Raw genomic sequence first — 22,299 nt, 5'->3', positions numbered from 1 at the left:
AGATGAAAGACTGCTTGCTTGGATATCCCCAAAAGTGAAGGGGGGTGTTTCCCTTGAGAATATCAATTTCGACAAGCACGCCTGTAATCCTGCAAAGAACTCAGACAAATTTGCCTACCAGAATCCGGTAACGGCCTTTCTTCGTCAAGCTGCCGATCTCCAGCACCTTGAACCGTCCGAAGCCCTGGATAGAAACTACATCACCGTCTTTCAGACTGCAGGACGGATCCTCCTCCACCTTCCAGTTCACCCGCACACGTCCGGCTTTGATGGGAGCCAGAATTTTGCTCCGGCTAAGCCGGGTCACATCCGCTGCAATTCCGTCAAGTCTCAGGGAAGCCACGGTGAAATCCATCGTCTCCAGCTTAACCTGGCTGCTGCGTAAGCCGGATAGCGGCAGTATCTCTGTACTAACGTTGATCCGGTGTACACCGGTCAGATTCATGGACAGATAATCGACGATATCCTCAGCTACCACAACGTGACAGCCGTCCTCCAGCACATGAATATCACCGATCTTGCCTCTTTTGATGCCCAGTCCCAGGATGGCCCCCATATAATCACCATGCTCCAGCGCAAGAAATTTCTGCTCCCCCGAGGTAATGGCCAGCACCTTCAGCTCCATGTCCTCACCCGTGAGATCACGGTAATCCGGCGCAACCATAGCCCGCTTCCGCTCGGCATCGTCAGAACCGCCCTCCCAGCGTACAATGACATCGGGGTGGCGGTTCACCAGGCTCTGCAGTATATATCCCTGACGGGGATCGAGAAATTCGGTCAGCTTGGTCTCATGGTACTCTCCTGCATTCGTAACCCATTCCCAGGCCTTGTCCACAAATTGCCGTTCATCCGGGTGGAAGTGTCCGTAAATTTCATTCTTCATGTGATTAGCCGAACACCAGGGCCACAATGGAATGAAGTCCGCCTACCGCAAACCGGAGCACGACAATCGCAATAATCGGGGAGATATCGATGGTTCCGAACAGAGGCGGGATGATTTTCCGGAATGGCGTAAGATACGGCTCCACAAGCTTGCCAAGCAGCTCACCGATAAAGTTCTCACGCAGATTAGGCAGCCAGGACATGAGAATGTATACGATAATCATGTAATAGTAAATTGTAAATAGGATGTCTATAATTGAAGATATTTGATCCAAAACCTGCTCACCTCATTCTGTTGTAATCTTGATCGTCACCAAGAATTTCTGTTATGGAGCCTTGAATTTCCACTGTATCCGGAGTGCACATAAATATATTGCCCCCAATCTTGGATATTCCTCCACCCAGGGCATAAACCGTTCCGCTTAAAAAATCAATAATCCTCATTGCCTGATCGTTACGCACCCGCTGCAAATTAATAACTACCGTGCGGTGCGCACGCAGATGGTCGGCAATCTCCTGGGCCTCGTCATACGAACGCGGCTCGTAGAGCACAACCTTCACATTTTTTTGCGAATGGATACTGACGACGTTGGCCCGCTGATTTTTGCGTGTTTCTACAGGGGCGGGTTCGTATTCATCCTCATCACGGGAAATTTGCTCCCGCTCCACTATTTCCTCTTCCTCCTGCAAACCCAAGAAACTCATAAACCGGTTCATCACGCCCATCAATCTCCCTCCTAATGACCTACTAGTACCGTACCCAGGCGCACCCGGGTGGCTCCTTCCTGTATCGCCACTTCAAAATCATTCGACATTCCCATCGACAGCTCTTGTATAGGCTCAGGTGTCAAAGCAAGCTGATTAAGCGAATCGCGCAGCGCACGTAGCCCCCGGAATACGGGACGGGTAAGCTCCGGATCTTCCTCATGCGGGGCCATGGTCATCAGTCCGATTACCTTCACACGGCTTAGCGGGGCGATGTCCTTCAGGAAACCCTCCACCGCTCCGGGCGGCAGACCGAACTTCGTATCTTCTCCGGAAATATTCACTTGCAGGAACACCTTAACATCCAGTCCGGCGGCGTCCGCCTTCTTGTGCAGCTCCCGTGCCAGCGATAGCCGGTCGAGCGAGTGTATATATTCAAATTTACCTATAACGTCTTTTACCTTATTGGTCTGCAAATGCCCGATAAAGTGCCAGATTCCCTTGTGTCCAAGCGCATTCCATTTAGGCTCTGCATCCTGCCAGCGGCTCTCCGCAATCTCCGTGAGCCCTGCTTCCAGCACAGCGGCTACCGTATCCAGAGGTACATATTTCGTCACCGCGATAACCTTGACGTCACTTACATCACGGCCGCTGACCGCGCAGGCCTGTGCGACACGTTCCAGGGTGATGGCGATTCTTTCCTGTAATGAGGCCAAAATTCAACTCTCCTTTATTCCGATCCAGCTCGTCATTCTCCCTGTAACCCCATTTTCCTTGCGGTACGAAAAGAACAGATCACTGTTACAGCTTGTACACCAAGTTGTACATTCGATATGAGTCGGCAATATTCCTGCTTTTATCATAATGCGTTGATTCATTTCTTTCAAGTTAAGCATACTTTTGCTGCTGTCCTTATCCGAGCTTCTATATAAGTCCGGCGCCCCTTCCACCATCATCAGCGGGTTCAGCCCGGCCTCCAGCCGGCGGACGTGGTCCATTACATAATCATCTACCTCGTAGCAGCATTCGCCAATCGAAGGGCCTATGGCAGCCTGGATATCCTCCGGACGGCTTCCATACTCCTGTTCCATTCTGTCCACCATCGCTGCTGCGATCTCTGCCACAGTCCCCTTCCAGCCTGCATGCGCCAGCCCCACAACACTGTGCACGGGGTCATAGAAGTAGAGCGGCACACAATCCGCATAAAAGGAAGTCAGCAGCACACCCGGCACATTAGTCAGGAGCCCGTCGGTAGCCTGAAAAGCTGTAGACCGGTCCAGGCTGCCTTTTCCGCGGTCCTGTTCTGTAATTACCGCTATATCTTTACCATGGGTTTGTTCTCCGCAGGTCCAGGACTGGAGCCCGAAACCAAGACTTTCGGCCAGCAGCTTTCTGTTGCTGAGCACAACAGCCGGATCATCACCGACATGAAACGCACAGTTGAAGCTGTCATACGGCTTCGTACCGCTGCCGCCCTCTCTGCCTGTGAATCCTGCTGTGATTGCATTATACTTCTCTCGCCACGGCTCCAGATGAAGCAGCATAGGCGTTCCGTCACTCCGCATAAACGGTTCCATATCTTCACCTCCGCTTAAGTGTAACATAAACTCAGCCCCACAAACTCTACCCCATAAACTCTCCCCCATAAACTCTACCCCACAAAGTGATGTTATGCTCCGATGCCTATCCAAGTACTTTGCGGGGACCCCGAAAACCTGCCACACAAAATAATCCCCACAAAGTGACGTTATGCTGCACACTCCTGAGCCCACCCTATGCCTTTACCCATATACGCAGAAAAAAGACGCACCCGATTAATAAGTGCGCCGCTCGCTGCGTTCCGGCCGCTCCAGATACATCATCTCCCGCTCTTCCTGGCCCTGAGGCATCCGGGATTCCTCAATCTTCACCAGGACGACATCAGCACCGATCTTGACGATATTCCGCCACGGGATAATCAGATCCGCACCGCCTCCGAACAGTCCCATGAACCTTGTATATCCCGGTACGATGATGGCATCAATAACCCCCCGGCGCAGATCCAGCTCCAGATCACTAATCTGCCCGAGCCGCTTGCCGTCCACAATATTAATAACATCCTTGGTTTGAAAATCAGAGATTTTCATCTTTTTGCCCGACCCTACGGAATCTTCATTCATCCTGCCACCCCTGTACATTCAGACCTATAGCTCCAGTATATGTCCTTAAGGCTTGGCAACATGTCTTAATTCATTTCCGGCCTTCGCCGTTACATACAAAAGGATACCCCGGGCAGCCGCTCACGCGCCTTCCGGAATATCCCCCGCTTATCTATAGCCTGCTGTTTAAGACTTCACATGCTTTTGCATTTGCTGAATAGCCGACTTCTCAAGCCGCGATACCTGCGCCTGTGAGATCCCAATCTCATCCGCTACCTCCATCTGGGTTTTACCTTCAAAGAACCGCATGGACAAAATACGTTTCTCGCGCTGTCCCAGCCGCTGCATGGCTTCACGAAGAGCAATCTCTTCAATCCAGGATACATCTTTGTTCTTATCGTCGCTGATCTGATCCATAACATAGATCGGATCACCGCCGTCATGATAGATCGGCTCGAACAGGGATACCGGGTCCTGAATAGCATCAAGGGCAAAGACGACATCCTCTTTAGGTACACCGAGCGCTTCTGAAATCTCGAGGATCGTCGGTTCCCGCGAATTCTGATTGGTCAGGCTGTCACGGACCTGAAGGGCCTTATAGGCAATATCCCGCAGCGAGCGCGATACCCGGATCGGGTTGTTGTCACGCAAGTAACGGCGGATCTCTCCGATGATCATCGGCACCGCATAGGTAGAGAACTTGACATTCTGCGATAAGTCAAAATTATCGATGGCTTTCATGAGTCCGATGCAGCCTACCTGAAACAGATCATCCACGAACTCCCCACGATTATTGAACCTTTGAATTACGCTAAGAACAAGTCTAAGGTTACCATTTACCAATTTCTCTCTGGCGGATCGCTCGCCCTGCTGCTGCAGCGAAGTGAACAATGCCCGCATTTCCACGTTCGTAAGAACGGGTAGCTTAGCGGTGTCCACACCGCAAATCTCGACTTTATTTCGGGTCATGATGATTTACCTCCCAAGGAGAAACATTACTGTACATTATCTCCCCGGTCCGGCATTTTATTCCTCGGTTCCTTCAGCTTACACCATCTTGTTGAACTCCTTGCGCAGCCGCTTGATAATTCTTTTCTCAAGCCGCGAGATGTAGGATTGGGAAATGCCAAGCAAATCAGCAACATCCTTTTGGGTTTTTTCCTCACCGCCGCGCAGTCCGAACCGCAGCTCCATAATTAATCTTTCCCGTTCACTGAGCTTCTCCAGCGCCTTCTGCAGCAGCTTGCGGTCCACCTGTTCTTCGATATTCCGGTAAATCGTGTCATTCTCCGTTCCCAGCACATCCGATAGCAGCAGCTCGTTGCCGTCCCAGTCAATATTCAGCGGTTCATCAAAAGAAACCTCGCTTCTAGTTTTGCTGTTGCGCCGCAGATACATCAGAATTTCGTTCTCAATACAGCGTGAGGCATAGGTGGCCAGTTTTATTTTTTTCTCCGGATCGAAGGTGTTGACTGCTTTAATCAGTCCAATCGCCCCGATGGAAACAAGATCCTCGATATTGATCCCTGTGTTCTCGAATTTCCGTGCGATATACACCACCAGCCGCAGGTTGCGTTCAATCAGCATGGCCCGGACCGCCGCATCACCGCTTGAGAGCCGCTGCAGCAGGAATTCTTCCTCTTCCCGTGTAAGCGGAGGAGGCAGCGCTTCACTGCCCCCGATATAATAAATTTCCTGGCTCTTCAGTCCCAGCAGAAACAGCATGCGGTAATACTGCAGTTGCAGCACAAGTTTGAATTTGACCATTTATTGTTCCTCCTATATGTTCCTTAACTCATAGCCTTGTCTGCCGGCGCCTCTACAGCGCTCTCATTGTGGGTCAGGTCAGGATGTATGACCGCCCGGTACGCTCCGTCTCCCGACAGTGTCCCGCCATCCAGCCCGATGAGAACCCTCTTGCTGTAAAAGGTTTCGCCGCCAAGCTTTATCATCACTGAATCCGGCTTCAACGCGAGCATGAAGGATGCCCCGCGGTTAACGCCTCTGTACGGCACCAGCCGTATTCTGTCCTGCCAGGCAAACGACTGCCCGTCCGCTTCCAGCACAAGTGTATCTGCCCCTGTCTGTGTCAGCCTCCCTTTCCATGAGGCCGGCAGATGGCCTTCCCATAGTGAGGATTCCATAACCATGACCGGAATTCGCGTAAGCGGATCATTGAGCCGGTTTCCGGTGTCCAGCAGCCCTGGACAGGTAACAGATACTCCGTCAATCTCCACGGTCACTTCACCGATATATGTCTCCAGCTGCTCCCTGCGCCTGCGCGAGGATTGAATCAGCTTGAAGAGAAGAAGCACCAGCGGAAGCATCGCAAGCACGAACCAGAATCCAATTTTCAACCGGTAAGCTTGGCCGCCTGGAGAAGTAAAGATAATGCCGTTCCAGATGTCGCCTGAGCTTTGCAGCAAATAATGAATCCCTACTATACCTCCTGCCGCCGCAAAATTAATGATATAAAATGCCCCTAATGCACGAAGATAGCTTTGCAGACTTCTAAATCCGAACGCGATCCACAGCATCACTACCGACAACCCGAACTTGATGAGGAAGGTGTACATGAAGGACAGCTCCGGTACAAACATCATCACGACATAGAGCGCGCCAACCAGCGCAGAGAGAGACAGGCGCCACCAGGACACCTTCAGCTTGACCAGCCAGCTGGTCAGCCACAATAGAATTCCGTCGATCAGCAGATTGGCGGCGAAGATCAAGTCAATATAAACAACCAGTGTTTTCACCTGCCTGGTAACGGATATCTAGCCGGAGGCCAGGGTGAAGGCTCTCTTTTTAGACGATAAGATTAGTATAGGAACTCTCGCATTCAAAGTCTGTCTAAACTTGGGGGGCGTACTTACGTTTTTTTTGTCGAGTTATAGGTCAGCAGAGATATTAAGAGGATAAAAGAAAAAGCCAGCCTGTAGAGGCTGACTTCAAGTTCGAATATTCATTCAAGTGATAGATTTCAATTCTTCTTCAGTCAGTCCGGTTGCCTTCATTACAGAAGGAAGATCCAGCCCCATAGCCAGGAGATTTCTGGCTATTTCCAGTTTTGCCTCGAGCTCACCTTCTGCTCTGCCTACTGCTATGCCTTTAGCAAACCCTTCTCTTTGTGCACCGTCTCTCTGCGAGGCTTCGTCAAGCAGAAACTTCTGGCGGTCCTCATATTTACGCCGGGCTTCCGAATCCTGACTCAGAAACTCCAGGGTTTCCATCGCCTTCCTCAAAGCAGGCTCGTTCATCAACAGCACCTCCCAATCCGAGTGGTTTATTCCCTTCAAGAACAGCAGCCAGTTCACCAGACCGCCTTGGCCGGGAACAGCTCGCTGATTCAGCTTGGGTAATTCCAGAAAATGAATTTCAATATCATCCGTGAGCGGCGTTCCGGTTGCATCCTCCCGTAAGTGAAACACACTATGCGGATGTTCGTTAGGCAGCACCTTATAATTCATAATGTTGATTGTTACGCATTTCTTGAGGTCTGTATATTTGCCGCTTACCTGAAGCTGGCCCGCATAACGTTTGCTCCAGTAATATAAGGTCCTTTTCTCAATATCGTATTTGTTGAACAGCTGCATTTCAATATTGATCAGCTTGCCGTCTGCAGACTTCGCCCAAATGTCAAATATCGATTGCTTATCCAGCGGATCATCCTTATCCGTATACGGATTGAGCAGCACTACTTCCTCCAGCGGCGGATCTCCCGCATCCATGAATATCCGGTTCAAAAAAGCCAGCAGCACATCCTTGTTACTCTCGCTTGCAAATATCCGTTTAAATACGAAATCTACCCGGGGGTCCAGCAGTTCCATTCCATCGTCTCCCGTTATCGTTATTATAACAGCCTGAAAAACAAAAAAACACCGTATTCGTCCCGGCTAAATGCGGGTCGAATACGGTGCTTCCGTAAAAAGCTATGCAGTTCATTGCTCTTAGTTCTTAATCATTGTTGCCGCGTGTCCGGTTGCGCAGGAAGGTTGGAATATCCAGCTGATCAGAGGTTGTCTGATTGCCGAACGGACGCAGATTCGCATTCTTATCCTTGTCCGCTGCCGGCTCACTGCTGGATGCAGGACGGCGAGCAGGCGCTACAGGGGAAGGCTTATGTTCAAAGCCGGTAGCAATTACCGTAACCTTGATTTCGTCCTTCATGCTCTCTTCGATAATCGCACCGAAGATCATATTCACTTCAGGATCGGAAGCAGAGGTAACAATCTCAGCCGCTTCATTAACCTCATACAAGGAGAGGTTGGAGCCGCCTGTAATGTTCATAATTACGCCGCGTGCACCTTCGATGGAGGTTTCGAGGAGCGGGCTCATAATGGCTTTGCGGGCCGCTTCCGAGGCACGGTTCTCGCCGGTCGCAATACCGATACCCATAAGTGCTGAACCGCGCTCCGTCATAATTGTCTTCACATCGGCAAAGTCAAGGTTGATCAGGCCGGGAACGGCAATGAGGTCAGAGATCCCTTGCACAGCCTGGCGGAGTACATTATCCGCTTCGCGGAAAGCCTCCAGCATTGGTGTTTTCTTATCCACAATTTCCAGCAGGCGGTCATTTGGAATCACGATCAGCGTATCCACTTTTTCTTTCAACGCTTCGATTCCCAGTTCTGCCTGATTGGAACGTTTTCTGCCTTCAAAAGTAAACGGACGGGTCACGACGCCAACCGTCAATGCTCCACACTCTCTGGCAATCTCAGCAATTACAGGCGCTGCGCCCGTTCCGGTACCCCCGCCCATACCTGCGGTTACGAATACCATATCTGCACCTTTAAGCGTATTTGAAATCAGATCGCGGGATTCTTCAGCCGCTTTCTTCCCCACCTCAGGATTGGCTCCAGCGCCAAGTCCGCGGGTCAGTTTATCCCCGATTTGCAGTTTATGCTCCGATTTGGCCATATGCAGCGCTTGGGCATCTGTATTAACCGTGATGAATTCAACACCCTGAACGCCATTTTCAATCATCCGGTTTACAGCATTGCTTCCGCCGCCGCCTACGCCGATGACCTTTATTTGGGCTAAGCTCTCCATTTCAAAATCAAATTCCAACATATTGTTTCCATCTCCCCCTCGAGTAGTGCTTGGATGGCCAGTCCAAGTATATCTGGACTTACACTTATATGAACTCGCTGAACATATTCTTTAGACGTTCCACCAGCCCCGGCTTCTTGGAAGAATCCTGACTAGGTGCAGCACTTTGCTTGCTGCGGTTAACCGTCTTCTTATTGGCGCTTCCGCCGCTGCTTCGTCCGCGGAATCTGCGCACAACGGTATGAAGTATACCCACACCGCCGGTGAACCCGGGGTCACGTACTCCAATATAATCAGGTACGGCAATACGTACGGAGGCTGCCAGTTCAGTCTGGGCTACCTTCAGGACACCCGGCATCGAAACGGTGCCACCCGTTAGTATATAACCTCCCGGAAGCTCATTGTAACCAAGCCGCTTCACTTCCTGGCGGATCAGATGGAAGATTTCTTGAACTCTGGGCTCAATAATCGCCGCCAGATCCTCCTGGTTGAATTCCTTCTCAACATTGCTGCCGATCCGCAGAACCTTGAACACGACGTCCGAGGCAGCGTCATCAATCCAGGCACAGCCATATTTCAGCTTGACCTTCTCGGCCTGATCCGTTAGCGTTCGCAGACCGTATGCAATGTCATTGGTTATAAATTCTCCTCCGATCGGAATCGTAGAGGTTGCGCACAAGGAACCTTCTTCATATACGGCTATCGTCGCCTGGCCGGCACCGATATCCACCAGTACTGCTCCCATTGATTTCTCATCTTTGGAAAGCGCTAATCCGCCTGCCCCGAGAGACATAAGCACAAGATCTTTGACCTTCAGACCTGATTTCTCCACGCAGCGCAGCAGATTATGTATTGGTGTCTTAGCCCCGGTAATGATCGTCGCTTCAACCTCAAGGCGGACTCCGATCATTCCGCGCGGATCTTGAATTCCTTCAAGCCCGTCGACGATATATTGCTTGGCGACAACATCAATGACTTCGCGCTCAGGAGGCAGTGCTATGACCTCAGCAGCCTTGATCACGCGGTCGATATCATCTTCGCCGATCTCACGGTCTTCATTCTGCACGGCAACTACGCCGTGACTGGATTGCAGGCCGATATGATTACCGGATATACCGACATATACCTCGGATATTTGAATACCGACCATTTGCTCCGCATGTTCCACGGCACTCTTGATCGATTGCACAGTCTGATCGATGTCTACAATCGCACCCTTGCGTATTCCTTCCGAATCAGCAGATCCAACGCCAATAATATTAAAGGTTCCATTGGTAACTTCCCCAATAATTGCCCGAACTTTGGATGTACCGATGTCCAAACTAACAATGATGTCATTGTTGCTCAAGCCCTATGGCACCTCCTGTTATAATCATAATAAATTGTGAAGCCAAATAAATATAAAATACGCTTTGATCCCGGTCCCGGGAAACTTCTCTGTACATATTCAACATCCCTAATCCTTTCCCTCTTTTTTCTACAAATTTTTTGAATGGAATAATATAACAGCCTTTTGGCAACAAACAACTGCTTTTAATTTTTTCTAAAGCATATAAGTTCTACCTTTTAAGAAATGACAGCTATATCCATGAATGCATTTCAAAAAATCCGCAGAAAAAAGAGGGATATTGCTTATTGCCCGTAAAACCGATTGTAGCATTTTTTCCGCTCTATTAGTAGGGACTATTTACTCTTGTGTGTCTGCATCCTCCCCGGAATCCTCCGCTTCTGTATGAAATGGGACGTAAGAATCGGCCTCAAGCATCTTGATCAATCCCGGCTGCTCGTTTTCAATCACTTGATTCAGGTATTCTACCTTATCCTTAAGCAGTGAAATTGCCGTAATGACCTCAAACCGTGAACGTGTATACAGCTTAATACGGTCCGGAAAAGACAAAGTCGGGGAGGGGACGATCTCGGATATATCACTGGTCAGTTCATTCGGAATATCAGCCAGCGCCTGGCACAGCTTCGTCTTGTAAGGATCATCACCCTTCCAGTTGGTTAATATCGGCTTCTCAACGGCAATCCCTGTATCTTTGACAGATACTGCGGCTCCGCTGGACAGAATCGCCTCAAGCGATCCAGCCTCATCCAGCTCGTACGCCACCGCGGGAAATTCCTTAATACTGATGTTAATCACACCGGGGAATTTCTTGTCCACAGCCGCTTCCTGAACCGTCTTCAGTCCTGTAAGTGCACTTTCCACGGAATCTCCGGAGACCGCAAAGAACTGTCCGCCGATCGTAAGACCGCTTGTGGCAAGCAATTCCTCCCGGGATGTATATTTATCCCCCTGGAAATTGATTGCCGTAATCTTACTGACGGACGAACGGAAAAATATCACGGCCAGCAGCGCAATAAACAGCAGCAGCAGGATAATGGTGATTTTACGGCTCATTCTCTTACTGGGCTTGTCCTCTTTAAGAAGAGGCATTCGGGTTTTAGGCATTCTCATATCTCCGTAATAAGGCCCTGTCTCCTTCCCGCGCACTCGGGCCGAAGGAGACAGGGAGCTTTAATTGGCCAAATCCAGCGGGTCCGGTACAGGTACCTTGCGGCTAATGCGTGCACCCAGCTTCTGAAACAGTATCTCGATGCCGTCATATCCGCGGTCAATATGATGCGCCTGCTCAACAACGGTAGTTCCTTGAGCGGCAAGTCCGGCGATAACCAGGGCAGCTCCGGCACGCAGGTCGGTGGCTTCTACCGTAGCTCCGTATAATCTCTGCACTCCGCGTATAAACGCCCGGTTCAGGTCAATGGAAATGTCGGCTCCCATCCGGGCCATCTCTTCCACATGCTTAAAGCGTCCTTCAAATACAGTTTCTTTAATCACACTGAATCCGTCAGCCAGGGACAAAAGGACCATCACCTGGGATTGCAGATCTGTAGGGAACGAAGGATAAGGGGAGGTTACAATTCTTTCTACTGCACGCGGACGCCCCATACAGCTGATATTAATTATATCATTGCAAACTGTAATTTGAACACCGGCACGCCTCAGAACATGGATCAGGGATGTCAAATGTCCTGCGTTGGTGTGGGTCAGTGTCACATTCCCCCTTGTAGCTGCAGCTGCGATCATTACGGTCCCGGCAACTATCCGGTCGGGAATGACCTCATAATTGCAAGGATACAGCTTGGAGACGCCCTGAATGGTGATCGTATCTGTTCCCGCACCGATGATTTGCGCACCCATCGCATTCAGGAAATTCTGCAGATCCTGGATTTCCGGCTCTCTGGCCGCTCCGGACACCGTTGTGGTCCCCTCCGCCATAGCGGCAGCCATCATGATATTCTCCGTGGCTCCGACGCTTGGATAATCCAGATGAATATCACAGCCTGTCAGTTTGGCAGCCCGGCAGCAGATCATCCCGCTGGTCTCCTCAATCTCCGCCCCGAGCAGCTTCAGACCCTGCAGGTGAAGATCAATTTTGCGTTCCCCGATGGCACAGCCGCCCGGCTGATAAATCGTTACTTCACCAAACCTGGACAGAAGCGGTCCCATTAGAAAAATGGAGGATCTCATCTGCCGCATTAAATCCTCCGGAACATGGGAGGTTGCGACGCAGGTTGTATCGACCGTAACCGTTTCATCTTCATGCACGGCCCTGCAGCCCAGCCTTTCCAGAATATCCAGCATAGTTTCGATGTCCAGCAGCTTCGGCACATTATGCAGTGAGTGAACTCCTTCGGCCAGCAGGCTTGCCGCCAGAATCGGCAGGGCCGCATTTTTCGCTCCATGGATACGTATGGTGCCTGACAGGGGATTTCCACCCTCAATCACCAATTTGTCCAATGTATCACCTCCGAGATTACCGCTCACCCACCGTTGGGCACTTCCTGTACACAGATCAACAGAAATAGGCCGGGAAGCTACCCCGCTCCACATTTCATGAACTGGAAGTGCTCTGGGTGATTGTCACGATTATAGGATCATCCTATGTTCGTGACCTCTCGTGTGTGACAATGTAAGCCCGGGATTCTAGCGTTTCCGGCCTGCGGCCAGTCTGCGGAGCTCGGCGACAACCAGCGAGGCGGAGTCTCTTTTACCCAGCCGCCTTGAGGCATCGGACATACTGCGGCGTGCAGCGTCCGCTCCGATAATCTTATGCACCGCTGCGAATAGTGCCTCGCCGCTTAAATCCTTCTCCAGCAGCACAACGGCTGCCCCTTCACGTTCAAGCTGTCTGGCATTCGCTTCCTGGTGATTATTCGTCACATTGGGAGAAGGGATAAGCACAGAGGGAATGCCAAGCGCAGTAATCTCTGCAAGAAACGATGCCCCCGCCCGGTTCACGATGAGTGAAGTACAGGCCAGTACCTCGGGCATATTATGAATATACGGAAGAATATGCAGGGAGTTCGGCAAGCTTCCGAGCTTCTCGCGCACAGCTTTACGGGTTTCCTCGAAATAAGCCTCTCCGGTAACATACACATAGTGAACACCATTACCCTTACCCACAAACGGAGCCATTTCAATCATCGCCCGGTTAATTGCCCTGGCGCCTCCGCTTCCTCCGACTACCAGCACAACCGTACTGCCTTCAGGAATCCCAAGTGAAGCGAATCCCCGCTGCGGGTTGGCAGTCATTACCGTAGTTGCCCGGGGGTTGCCTGTGTAGATTACGTTCTTAGCCCCTGGAAAAGCCGGCTCCGTGCCTTCAAAGCTTACGGCGACCGTATCGGCATACCGGCTGAGGAAGCGGTTGGTCAGGCCCGGGATCGCGTTCTGTTCATGGATAAGCGTCGGGATGCCGAGCCGTGATGCAGCGTACACTACCGGCCCGCAGACATATCCGCCCGTGCCGATAACGACATCCGGCTTGAACTCCCGCAGCATGGCTTTGGAGGCCTTCACCCCCTTCAGGAAACGCATTACCGTCTTCACATTGTCCATCGAGAGCTTACGGCGGAAGCCGGTAATATCAATCGCTTTAAAGGGCAGATTCTCTTGGGGAACAAGCTTGCTCTCCAGACCGCGTTTGCCCCCGATATACAGGAAGACGGATTTCTCTTCTTCGGATTCCAGCTGTCTGGCCACGGCTACGGCCGGATAGATATGTCCGCCCGTACCGCCGCCGCTTAATACAATACGCATGTCTTTCACCTCGCATAACGGGATAAATTAAGTAGAATGCCAAGTGCTGTAAGCATCAGGGTCAGCGATGAGCCTCCATAGCTGATCAGCGGAAGCGTAATGCCGGTAACCGGCATGAGGCCGATAACCACACCGATGTTGATGATCACCTGAATAGCGACCATACAGACGATGCCCACGGCCAGATAGCTGCCGAAACGGTCCGGCAGACTCATCGCTACCTTCATTCCGCGCCAGATCAGAATCAGGAAGAGCAGCAGCACTGCCAGTCCCCCGATAAACCCCAGCTCCTCAGCCAATATGGAAAAAATAAAATCGGTCTGCGGCTCCGGCACATAGCTGTACTTCTGCCGGCTCATGCCGAGACCCAAGCCCCCCAGTCCGCCGGGGCCAATCGCGTACAGCGACTGTATGATCTGATATCCGGCCCCGAGCGGATCAGACCAGGGGTCCAGGAAGGCCGTAATCCGCTGCAGACGGTAGGGTGCGGCGGCAATAAGCCCCACGAACCCGGCAACACCCAGCGCGCCCAGGGAGAGCAGATGCTTCATCCGGGCCCCTGCCGTGAAGACCATCATCAACGCAGCCCCGAACATGACAGTGCCTGTACCGAGATCCGGCTGGAGCATGATCAGCGCAAAAGCGGAACCGATCAGCGCAAGCGGCGGAAGCAGGCCGCGGGTGAAGCTGGAAATATCGTAATCCTCTGTTCCGAGCCATTTGGCGAGAAAGAGGATCATCCCCATCTTCATGAACTCCGAGGGCTGAATGCCGAAAGAACTGATTCCCAGCCAGCTGCGCGCACCTCCGCGCACGACCCCGATGCCGGGAACCAGCACCAGCACCAGCAGTACGAAGCAGAAAATCAGGGCCGGCCTGGCGAACTTCTTCAGCACCACATAATCCGTATTCGCAGTGATGAACATGGCGATAAGACCCAGGCCTGCGAACAGCAGCTGTCTTTTGACAAAATAAAACGAGTCGCCATAATTGCGGAAGCCCAAAACGGACCCGGCGCTGTATACCATTACCATACCGATGGCCAGCAAAGCCAATATCGGAAGCAGCAGCCAGATATCGGGCGCATGACGGGATTTGTTCATCAGGAGCACACCTCTTGCATCCGTAGTAGGGGCTTATCCACCCCCCTACTTAAAGGTTATGCACCGCCTCTTTAAAAATACGCCCGCGCTCCTCATAGGATGTAAACATATCCCAGCTGGCACAGGCAGGAGAGAGGAGAACTACATCTCCTGCTTCCGCAAGAGCGGAAGCCTCCCGCACGGCCTCTTGCAGCACGGCGGCGGCGCTCTCCCCATTATCGACGGAGATGATTGTCTTTACTCCTGCCAGCTGCGCAACCGCGGCCAGCTTGTCCTTCGTCTCCCCAAGAGCCACCAGTGCCTTGACGTTCCCTCCGAGGACAGGCAGCAGCTCCATATAATCAGAACCGCGGTCCAGACCTCCGGCAACGAGGATGACCGGCTTCTTGAAGGACCCCAGCGCCATGGCTGTAGCTTTGGAATTGGTAGCCTTGGAATTGTTATAGTAGGCGGCCCCCGCCTTGTCTGTCACATATTCCAGCCGGTGCTCCACACCGCGGAAGGAAGCCAGCACTCCGCCAAGCACTGCCGGGTCCGCGCCTGCGGCAATGGCGATGCCGCAGGCGGCCAGCGCATTCTCTACATTGAAGCGGCCCGGAAGGCCGATCGAATCCACATCGGCTATTTCGGTCTCGCTCTCCGTATAATCCCGGTAAATGATTACCCGCTTCAGATCATCTTCTGTCTCCGGCACAAAGGATGGACGGACAAAAATGCCCTGAACCAGTTCTTCAGTCATGGAGAAGGGCAGGATGGCTGCTTTGATATATGGAACCAGCTCGCGGCAGACCGGATCATCCCAGTTCAGTACAGCGGTGTCGCCCGGCCCCTGATTCGCGAACAGCTTGGATTTGGAGGCCACATAATCCTCCATCCCCCCATGATAATCCAGATGGGTCTCGGCAACATTCAACAGGGCAGCGACCTTGGGCCGGAAGGCTTCCGTCCCTTTGAGCTGGAAGCTGCTGAGCTCGACAACCATCCAGTTGTCCACGTCAGCCTCCTGAGCGGCCTGACAGAGCGGCGTACCGATGTTCCCGGCAACTATGGGCCTCATCCCCGCTGCCTCCAGCATACGGCCAACCCAGGTCGTTGTAGTCGTCTTCCCGTTGGAGCCCGTAATACCGATCATAGGTGCGGCGCAGAGATGGTAAGCCACCTCTACCTCCGTTACGACTTCGATGCCAAGCTCAAGAGCCTGCTGCACCGGAGCCACGGAATAGGGAATCCCCGGATTCTTTACAACAAGCGCAACACCCTCATGAATCAGCCCTTCCGGATGCCCGCCGCATATAACAGAAATTCCCAAAGATTCCAGTTCGGAAGCTTCGGGACTTTGATCTCTTTCCTTTTTATCATTGACCGTCACAACCGCGCCGCGCTCATGCAGCACCTTGGCCACCTGGACGCCGCTTTTGGCGAGCCCCAGGACGACCACTTCTTCACCACGGTACAAATCCGGATGCTTCATATGTTACAACCCCTTGATGAGATATAGTCCAACAGCCGCTAGCACCAGGCTCACCGCCCAGAAGGAGACAACCACACGCCACTCCGACCAGCCGCCCAGCTCAAAGTGATGATGGATCGGGCTCATTCGGAATACCCGTTTGCCGCGTGTTTTGAACGAAGCGACCTGAATAATTACGGACAGCATTTCGACTACAAAGACACCGCCGATCACCACGAAGAGCAGCTCGGTCTTCGTTACAATGGCAATCGCACCAATGGCACCGCCAATCCCGAAGGAGCCGAAATCACCCATGAACACTTTGGCCGGATGGGCATTGAATACCAGAAAGCCAAGTACTGCACCAATCATCGCCGCAGCGCAGACACCGGCAGCAATGGAGGTTGCCTGCATGGCGACTACAGCAAAAGCAGCAAGCGCGATCGCACTGACACCGGACAGCAGTCCGTCCACACCATCCGTGAAGTTAACCGCATTGGTTACCGCCATCATCATCAGGACAATAAACGGATAGTAGAACCAGCCGCCCCAGTCAAAGCTCACCGATGTTCCCGGAATGCTGATGTTTGTATGATGTCCGCCGGAAATGAGCAGGGCGCAGAGAACGATACCGACCAGCAGCTGGCCGGCAAGCTTCTGGCGTGCCGTCAGCCCGAGGGAACGTTTGAAGGCAATCTTAATATAGTCATCCAGGAAACCGATCAGACCGTAACCCAGCGTAGCTACCAGAAGTACGTAGAAATCCGAATTAATCACCGAAAATTTCAGAAAAGACAACGTGAATGCCACCATGATGATAATTCCGCCCATCGTAGGCGTTCCCGCCTTCTTCAGATGGGTCTGAGGCCCGTCGTCGCGAACCTGTTGTCCGAACTTCATCCGGCGCAGCAGCGGGATAATCAGCGGAGCGGCAATGACCGCAAGGATAAAGGACACAGCAATAGTCAGCAGAAGTAATTGATAATCCATGGGTACACCCCCTCCATTAGTTTAAGTCAGCTTCAGAATATTCTTTCAGGCGGTGAAGCACTTCCTCCAGACGCATCCCCCGGGACGCTTTGAAGAGTACTACATCCCTGGAACCACATTTGGTGTTCAAGGCAGTGATCAATGCTTCTTTGTCTTCAAAAGCAAATACATGTCCGGCCCCGAATCTCTCCGCCGCAGCCGCAGCAATATGAGCAGCGAGCGGTCCGTAAGTGTATACCGCATCCGTCAGTGCAGGATCGAGATAGGTACCGATCTGCTGGTGGAACAGAACTTCATCAGGCCCAAGTTCCAGCATGTCCCCCAGCACCGCGATTCTGCTCCCGCTGCACTTCATGGACTGCAGCACATCTATCGCTGCTCTCATGGACGTAGGGCTGGCATTGTAAGCATCGTTCAGCAGCGTCAGCCCGTTCGCCGCCTGCATCACTTCAATCCGCATGCCGGTCAGCTTAAGCCCGGCTATTCCGGTCTCTATATTCTCGTCAGTCACACGGAAATGGCGCGCAACCGCTAGTGCAGCGAGTGCGTTAATGACATTGTGACGCCCCGGCAGAGGCAGCGTGAAGGCACGCTCGGCATGAAGATGTGAAGTGAAGGTCATTCCAGCGCCGTGAGTCATGAGACCTGTAGGATAGTCATCATTGTCTCCGGACTGCCCGAAACGGAAGCTGAGCATCCCTTCCGGCGGATTAAACCCTGGCTCTGCCATAACTTCTGCGAGCAGCGGTTCATCCCCGTTATAAATGAGCAGGCCGCCCGGCTTAAGTCCGTCCACAATCTCCAGCTTGGCCCGGGCAATTTCCTTGCGGGACCCGAGCTGCAGCAGATGGGATTCGCCCACGTTGGTAATCACAGCCACATCAGGGGCAGCTATCCTGGACAGCAGGGCAATCTCACCGCGCGAGCTCATGCCCATCTCCAGCACAGCAATCTCAACATCGCTGTCCATGGAGAGAATCGTAAGCGGCAGACCGATGTGATTATTGAAATTGCCCTGTGTTTTGTGTACCTTGTACTGCACTTCAAGAAGAGCGGTAATCATATCTTTGGTCGTTGTCTTGCCGTTGCTGCCTGTCACGGCGACTACACGCGGCGCGAGCTCGCCCAGATAAGCCGAGGACAGTCTCTGCAAAGCGGCCAGTGTATCCTCCACCAGAATGGCAGGACCGTCTTCAGGCGCAGGCCCCTTATCCCGCTGCCAGAGCGTAGCGGCCGCTCCTGCTGCCAGAGAAGCAGCAGCGTAATGATGGCCGTCAAAGTTATCTCCGGCCAGAGGAACGAACAGGCAGGCAGGCGTAATTTTGCGGGAATCGGTTACGACTCCCGCAAGTTCAATATCCTTATCTTCAGCAGAGGACAGCTCTCCCCCGCACATTTCCGCAATAGTATACAGCGTTCTTGTAATCAATAGCTTCGGCCCCTTATCACTTCTTTGGCTACGATGCGGTCATCAAAATCATGAACGACTCCGCCGATTAGCTGATAGGTCTCATGACCTTTCCCCGCAATCAATACTACATCGCCGGGGCTTGCCATTTCAATAGCTTTTCTGATCGCTTCCCGCCGGTCGGGAATCATCTCGTACCGTTCCTGTGACACGCCGTCCTCAAGAAGTCCCGCTTCAATATCGCGCAGAATCAGCAGCGGATCCTCTGTCCGGGGATTGTCGGAAGTAACCATGACACGATCACTGTATTTGGCAGCTATTTTGCCCATCAGCGGCCGTTTGGTCGTATCCCGGTCTCCGCCGCAGCCAAAGACGGTAATTACCTTGCCGGCAGCGAATTCACAGACAGCCTTCAGCACATTCTCCAGACCATCCGGCGTATGCGCGTAGTCTACGATGACTGCGAAATCCTGTCCGGCATCCACAGACTCGACACGTCCGTCCACACCGGCTACTGACTCCAGACTGGCTTTGATATCTTCCAGCGGCACATCCTCCAGCAGAGCAGCAGTAATGGCCGCAAGTGCATTATAGACATTGAACTTGCCGACCATCCGGAGCGAAATATCTGTCTTCCCCTTAAACGTATCCACATGGAAAAAAGTTCCTTTGGACGTGATCGAAATTTGAGAGGCCCGGACATTGGCAGGGGTGTCGATACCATATGTAATCACTTCCGCAGCGGTCTGGTCAGCAAAATAGCTGCTTGCTGCATCATCCGCGTTGAGGACTGCATATTTACGTTCTTCCTTCCACGGTGAGATCACATTGCCAAGCCGCGAGAAGAACAGTGCCTTAGCCGCGCGGTACTCCTCCATCGTATGGTGATAATCCAGATGATCCTGAGTCAGGTTAGTGAATATCGCTGTGCGGTAGTCCGTTCCCTTCACCCGTCCCTGCTGAAGTGCATGGGAGGATACCTCCATCACACAGCACTGCACGCCTTTGGACGCCATATCATTCAAAGTGCGCTGAAGCTCAAGCGATTCCTGCGTAGTACCGGACATTGGATAGCTTTGTCCGTCATAACGCATCTGAATCGTCCCGATCAGCCCCGTCTTCACGCCATGGTCCTGCATAATTTTCTCAATCAGATACGTAGTGGTGGTTTTGCCGTTGGTTCCGGTAATCCCAATCATCTTCATCCGGCTGCTGGGTGAGCCGAAGAACGCATTCGACAGCACGGACATCGCAAACCGGCAGTCATCTACCACGATCTGCGGCAGATCGATTTCCAGCCTCCGCTCACAGACTAGGGCAGCCGCACCGCTTGCGGCTGCCTGCGGTGCATAATCATGTCCGTCCACTGTATGACCGGGCAGGCAAATGAACAAATCGCCCGGCTTAACCTTGCGGGAATCCACCTGCAAATCCGTAATCTCGGTCTCACCTTCCCCGTATAGACACGAAGCGGCAAGACAGTATGACAATTCATTAATTTTCATAGTAATCCCTCACTCTACATTTGTCAGACTATCCTATTATTCACTGGAAGTTCCCATATAAATCCGGATGGTTGAACCCTGCTCCACTCTTGCCCCCGCTTTGGGCGCTTGATTAATCACTGTATTGCCTGATCCGGAGCGGGCCAGCATGAAATTCATGTTCAAATCCTCATAAATATCCTGAACGGTAGCTCCTGTCAGATCGGGAACTGTCACAATCGGAGTCTCCCCATATTTATAGGTCTTCGGCAGCTGATCCTTACGCTGCGGAACCTTCAGATAATGAAGCGAATCCTCAAGAATATTCTGGACGATCGGAGCTGCTACCACACCCCCAAACTGAATTCCCTTGGGATTATCAACTGCGGTGTACACTACGATCTGCGGATCATCCGCTGGTGCAAATCCGATAAAAGAGACGATATGCTCCGTAGGAGAATACCGGCCGTTAATAACCTTCTGTGCCGTCCCTGTCTTGCCGCCCACACGGTAGCCGTCAATAAACGCCGGCCGGCCTGTGCCTTTGGCAACTACGCTCTCAAGGGCGGCCCGCACCTTCTTCGAAGTCTCCTCCGAGATCACCTGCCGCACTTCCTCCGGCTCAACCTCGGATACGACATTACCGGTATCCGGATTAATCCAGGCTTTGGCAACATGCGGAGTATACAGCCTGCCGCCGTTAATCGCTGCAGACACCGCAGCAATCTGCTGGATCGGTGTTACGGATACCCCTTGGCCAAAGGCCGTGGTAGCAAGCTCGACCGGCCCTACCTGCGCCGGCTTGAACAGAATCCCGTTCGCTTCACCGTTGAGGTCGATCCCTGTCTTCGTGCCAAAGCCGAAATCACGGATATACTTAAACAGGGTATCCTTGCCGAGACGCTGGCCCAGGGCAACAAATCCGGGGTTGCAGGAATTCTCCACCACTTCAAGGAACGTCTGGCTTCCGTGGCCGCCTTTTTTCCAGCAGCGCAGCTTCGCACCGCCCACTTCAATATATCCCGGATCAAAAAAATGCTCATGCTGCAGATCAACCTTCCCCTCCTGCAGAGCAGCAGCCAGGGTAATGATCTTGAAGGTGGAGCCCGGTTCATACGTCATCCAGATGGGAAGATTCCGGTTATATACTTCGGCATCGTATTCCTTATAGGAGCCCGGCTCATAACCCGGCCGGCTTGCCATGGCCAGAATTTCACCATTGCGGGGGTCCATCGCAATCGACCAGGCACCTTGCGCCTGATACTTCACCATGGCCTGATCGAGCTCGCGTTCCATGATCGACTGAATCTGCTTATCAATTGTCAGCTGCAGGCTCAGCCCGTCCTGCGGCTCGGTATACTTCTCCGAGGAGCCAGGCATCAGCCGTCCTCCGGCATCGGACAGATACGATATATTGCCTGCGCTGCCTTGAAGCAGCTTATCGTAGATGCTCTCTATCCCGGTGATCCCCTGATTGTCAATTCCCGTGAAGCCGAGAATATGTGCGGCTAAATCGCCATAGGGATAATACCGTTTGTTATCCTCAGCCACAACGATGCCCGGCAGCTGCAAATCACGGATGCTCGCGGCAAGCTCCATCGTAATTTTGCGGCCGCCGGGCTGCAGTTTCACCGAGGCTTTCTTTTGGGTCAGCAGAGTGACCAGCTTCTCCTCGGTCATACCGAGCAGCGGAGCCAGCTGCTTCGCGGTCTGTTCCTTTTCCTTCACCTGCACAGGAATGGCATAGATCGTTGGCGAGCTGATATTATATGCCAGGGCAACGCCCTCCCTGTCCAGAATCTCGCCGCGTTTGGCGGTGAAGGGAATATTCCGCCGCCAGGATTCCTCAGCCTTGGCGCTCAGCTTCTCCCCTTGTGATAACTGTACATAGGCAAGACGCACGGCCAGCGAACCGAACAACACGGCCAGTCCCAGCAGCGTCCACAGCATTCTCCGCCGAGTTACGACTTTCGAAACCTTCATTCC

General features: G+C 52.5%; 21 protein-coding genes. All 21 read right to left on the bottom strand.

Features of this window, described 5'->3' with window-relative positions:
* Positions 1–100: 100 nt before the first annotated feature.
* Positions 101–883 (bottom strand): YlmH family RNA-binding protein, encoded by a 783-nt coding sequence (locus NYE33_RS12740; RefSeq protein WP_042139376.1) that lies wholly within the window; start codon positions 881–883, stop codon positions 101–103.
* A gap of 4 nt (positions 884–887) precedes the next feature.
* On the bottom strand, positions 888–1,157 hold the full coding sequence (locus tag NYE33_RS12735; protein WP_039304304.1) for a YggT family protein: 270 nt from the start codon (positions 1,155–1,157) through the stop codon (positions 888–890).
* Between the two features lie 7 nt (positions 1,158–1,164).
* Positions 1,165–1,608, bottom strand: coding sequence for a cell division protein SepF (locus NYE33_RS12730; RefSeq protein ID WP_039304302.1), 444 nt, complete (start codon positions 1,606–1,608; stop codon positions 1,165–1,167).
* Between the two features lie 11 nt (positions 1,609–1,619).
* Entirely contained in the window at positions 1,620–2,303 is a 684-nt protein-coding gene (locus NYE33_RS12725; RefSeq protein WP_042139377.1) for a YggS family pyridoxal phosphate-dependent enzyme, read from the bottom strand.
* Positions 2,304–2,306: 3 nt separating this feature from the next.
* The gene (gene pgeF / locus NYE33_RS12720) at positions 2,307–3,164 is read right to left on the bottom strand and encodes a peptidoglycan editing factor PgeF (RefSeq protein ID WP_042139379.1); all 858 of its coding nucleotides are present in this window, start codon (positions 3,162–3,164) and stop codon (positions 2,307–2,309) included.
* Between the two features lie 237 nt (positions 3,165–3,401).
* Entirely contained in the window at positions 3,402–3,746 is a 345-nt protein-coding gene (locus NYE33_RS12715) for a YlmC/YmxH family sporulation protein (RefSeq protein WP_039304293.1), read from the bottom strand.
* A 165-nt stretch (positions 3,747–3,911) separates the two neighbouring features.
* Complete coding sequence (gene sigG, locus NYE33_RS12710; RefSeq protein WP_039304289.1) at positions 3,912–4,694, bottom strand: RNA polymerase sporulation sigma factor SigG; 783 nt, start codon at positions 4,692–4,694, stop codon at positions 3,912–3,914.
* Positions 4,695–4,772: 78 nt separating this feature from the next.
* Complete coding sequence (sigE, locus tag NYE33_RS12705) at positions 4,773–5,492, bottom strand: RNA polymerase sporulation sigma factor SigE (RefSeq protein ID WP_039304286.1); 720 nt, start codon at positions 5,490–5,492, stop codon at positions 4,773–4,775.
* 23 nt (positions 5,493–5,515) lie between these two features.
* Positions 5,516–6,481, bottom strand: a complete 966-nt coding sequence (gene spoIIGA / locus NYE33_RS12700) for a sigma-E processing peptidase SpoIIGA (protein ID WP_341065964.1) — start codon at positions 6,479–6,481, stop codon at positions 5,516–5,518.
* A gap of 210 nt (positions 6,482–6,691) precedes the next feature.
* Complete coding sequence (locus NYE33_RS12695; protein ID WP_341065962.1) at positions 6,692–7,552, bottom strand: Rpn family recombination-promoting nuclease/putative transposase; 861 nt, start codon at positions 7,550–7,552, stop codon at positions 6,692–6,694.
* Positions 7,553–7,679: 127 nt separating this feature from the next.
* Positions 7,680–8,795 (bottom strand): cell division protein FtsZ, encoded by a 1,116-nt coding sequence (gene ftsZ / locus NYE33_RS12690; protein ID WP_042139382.1) that lies wholly within the window; start codon positions 8,793–8,795, stop codon positions 7,680–7,682.
* Positions 8,796–8,859: 64 nt separating this feature from the next.
* Positions 8,860–10,122: a cell division protein FtsA gene (ftsA, locus tag NYE33_RS12685; RefSeq protein WP_039304274.1), complete on the bottom strand. Its 1,263-nt coding sequence runs from the start codon at positions 10,120–10,122 to the stop codon at positions 8,860–8,862.
* A gap of 339 nt (positions 10,123–10,461) precedes the next feature.
* Entirely contained in the window at positions 10,462–11,226 is a 765-nt protein-coding gene (locus tag NYE33_RS12680; protein WP_076244034.1) for a cell division protein FtsQ/DivIB, read from the bottom strand.
* 66 nt (positions 11,227–11,292) lie between these two features.
* A complete protein-coding gene (gene murA / locus NYE33_RS12675; RefSeq protein ID WP_042139384.1) occupies positions 11,293–12,576 on the bottom strand; it encodes a UDP-N-acetylglucosamine 1-carboxyvinyltransferase in 1,284 nt (427 codons plus the stop codon).
* Between the two features lie 186 nt (positions 12,577–12,762).
* On the bottom strand, positions 12,763–13,878 hold the full coding sequence (gene murG, locus NYE33_RS12670) for an undecaprenyldiphospho-muramoylpentapeptide beta-N-acetylglucosaminyltransferase (protein WP_076244035.1): 1,116 nt from the start codon (positions 13,876–13,878) through the stop codon (positions 12,763–12,765).
* 5 nt (positions 13,879–13,883) lie between these two features.
* Positions 13,884–14,981: a stage V sporulation protein E gene (gene spoVE / locus NYE33_RS12665; protein ID WP_171721020.1), complete on the bottom strand. Its 1,098-nt coding sequence runs from the start codon at positions 14,979–14,981 to the stop codon at positions 13,884–13,886.
* Positions 14,982–15,030: 49 nt separating this feature from the next.
* Positions 15,031–16,452, bottom strand: coding sequence for a UDP-N-acetylmuramoyl-L-alanine--D-glutamate ligase (gene murD, locus NYE33_RS12660; protein WP_042139387.1), 1,422 nt, complete (start codon positions 16,450–16,452; stop codon positions 15,031–15,033).
* A 3-nt stretch (positions 16,453–16,455) separates the two neighbouring features.
* A complete protein-coding gene (gene mraY, locus NYE33_RS12655) occupies positions 16,456–17,421 on the bottom strand; it encodes a phospho-N-acetylmuramoyl-pentapeptide-transferase (protein ID WP_039304257.1) in 966 nt (321 codons plus the stop codon).
* A 16-nt stretch (positions 17,422–17,437) separates the two neighbouring features.
* Entirely contained in the window at positions 17,438–18,850 is a 1,413-nt protein-coding gene (locus NYE33_RS12650) for a UDP-N-acetylmuramoyl-tripeptide--D-alanyl-D-alanine ligase (RefSeq protein ID WP_341065961.1), read from the bottom strand.
* The gene (locus NYE33_RS12645; protein WP_336103451.1) at positions 18,847–20,334 is read right to left on the bottom strand and encodes a UDP-N-acetylmuramoyl-L-alanyl-D-glutamate--2,6-diaminopimelate ligase; all 1,488 of its coding nucleotides are present in this window, start codon (positions 20,332–20,334) and stop codon (positions 18,847–18,849) included. Before NYE33_RS12645 ends, NYE33_RS12650 begins: the two co-directional genes overlap by 4 nt.
* Positions 20,335–20,370: 36 nt before the next feature.
* Positions 20,371–22,296, bottom strand: coding sequence for a stage V sporulation protein D (locus NYE33_RS12640; RefSeq protein ID WP_336103450.1), 1,926 nt, complete (start codon positions 22,294–22,296; stop codon positions 20,371–20,373).
* Positions 22,297–22,299: the final 3 nt, after the last annotated feature.

The sequence above is a fragment of the Paenibacillus sp. FSL R10-2199 genome, from assembly GCF_038000235.1.
Classification (GTDB): Bacteria; Bacillota; Bacilli; order Paenibacillales; family Paenibacillaceae; genus Paenibacillus_AQ; species Paenibacillus_AQ phytohabitans.
This window is presented reverse-complemented; position numbering and strand designations above follow the sequence as displayed.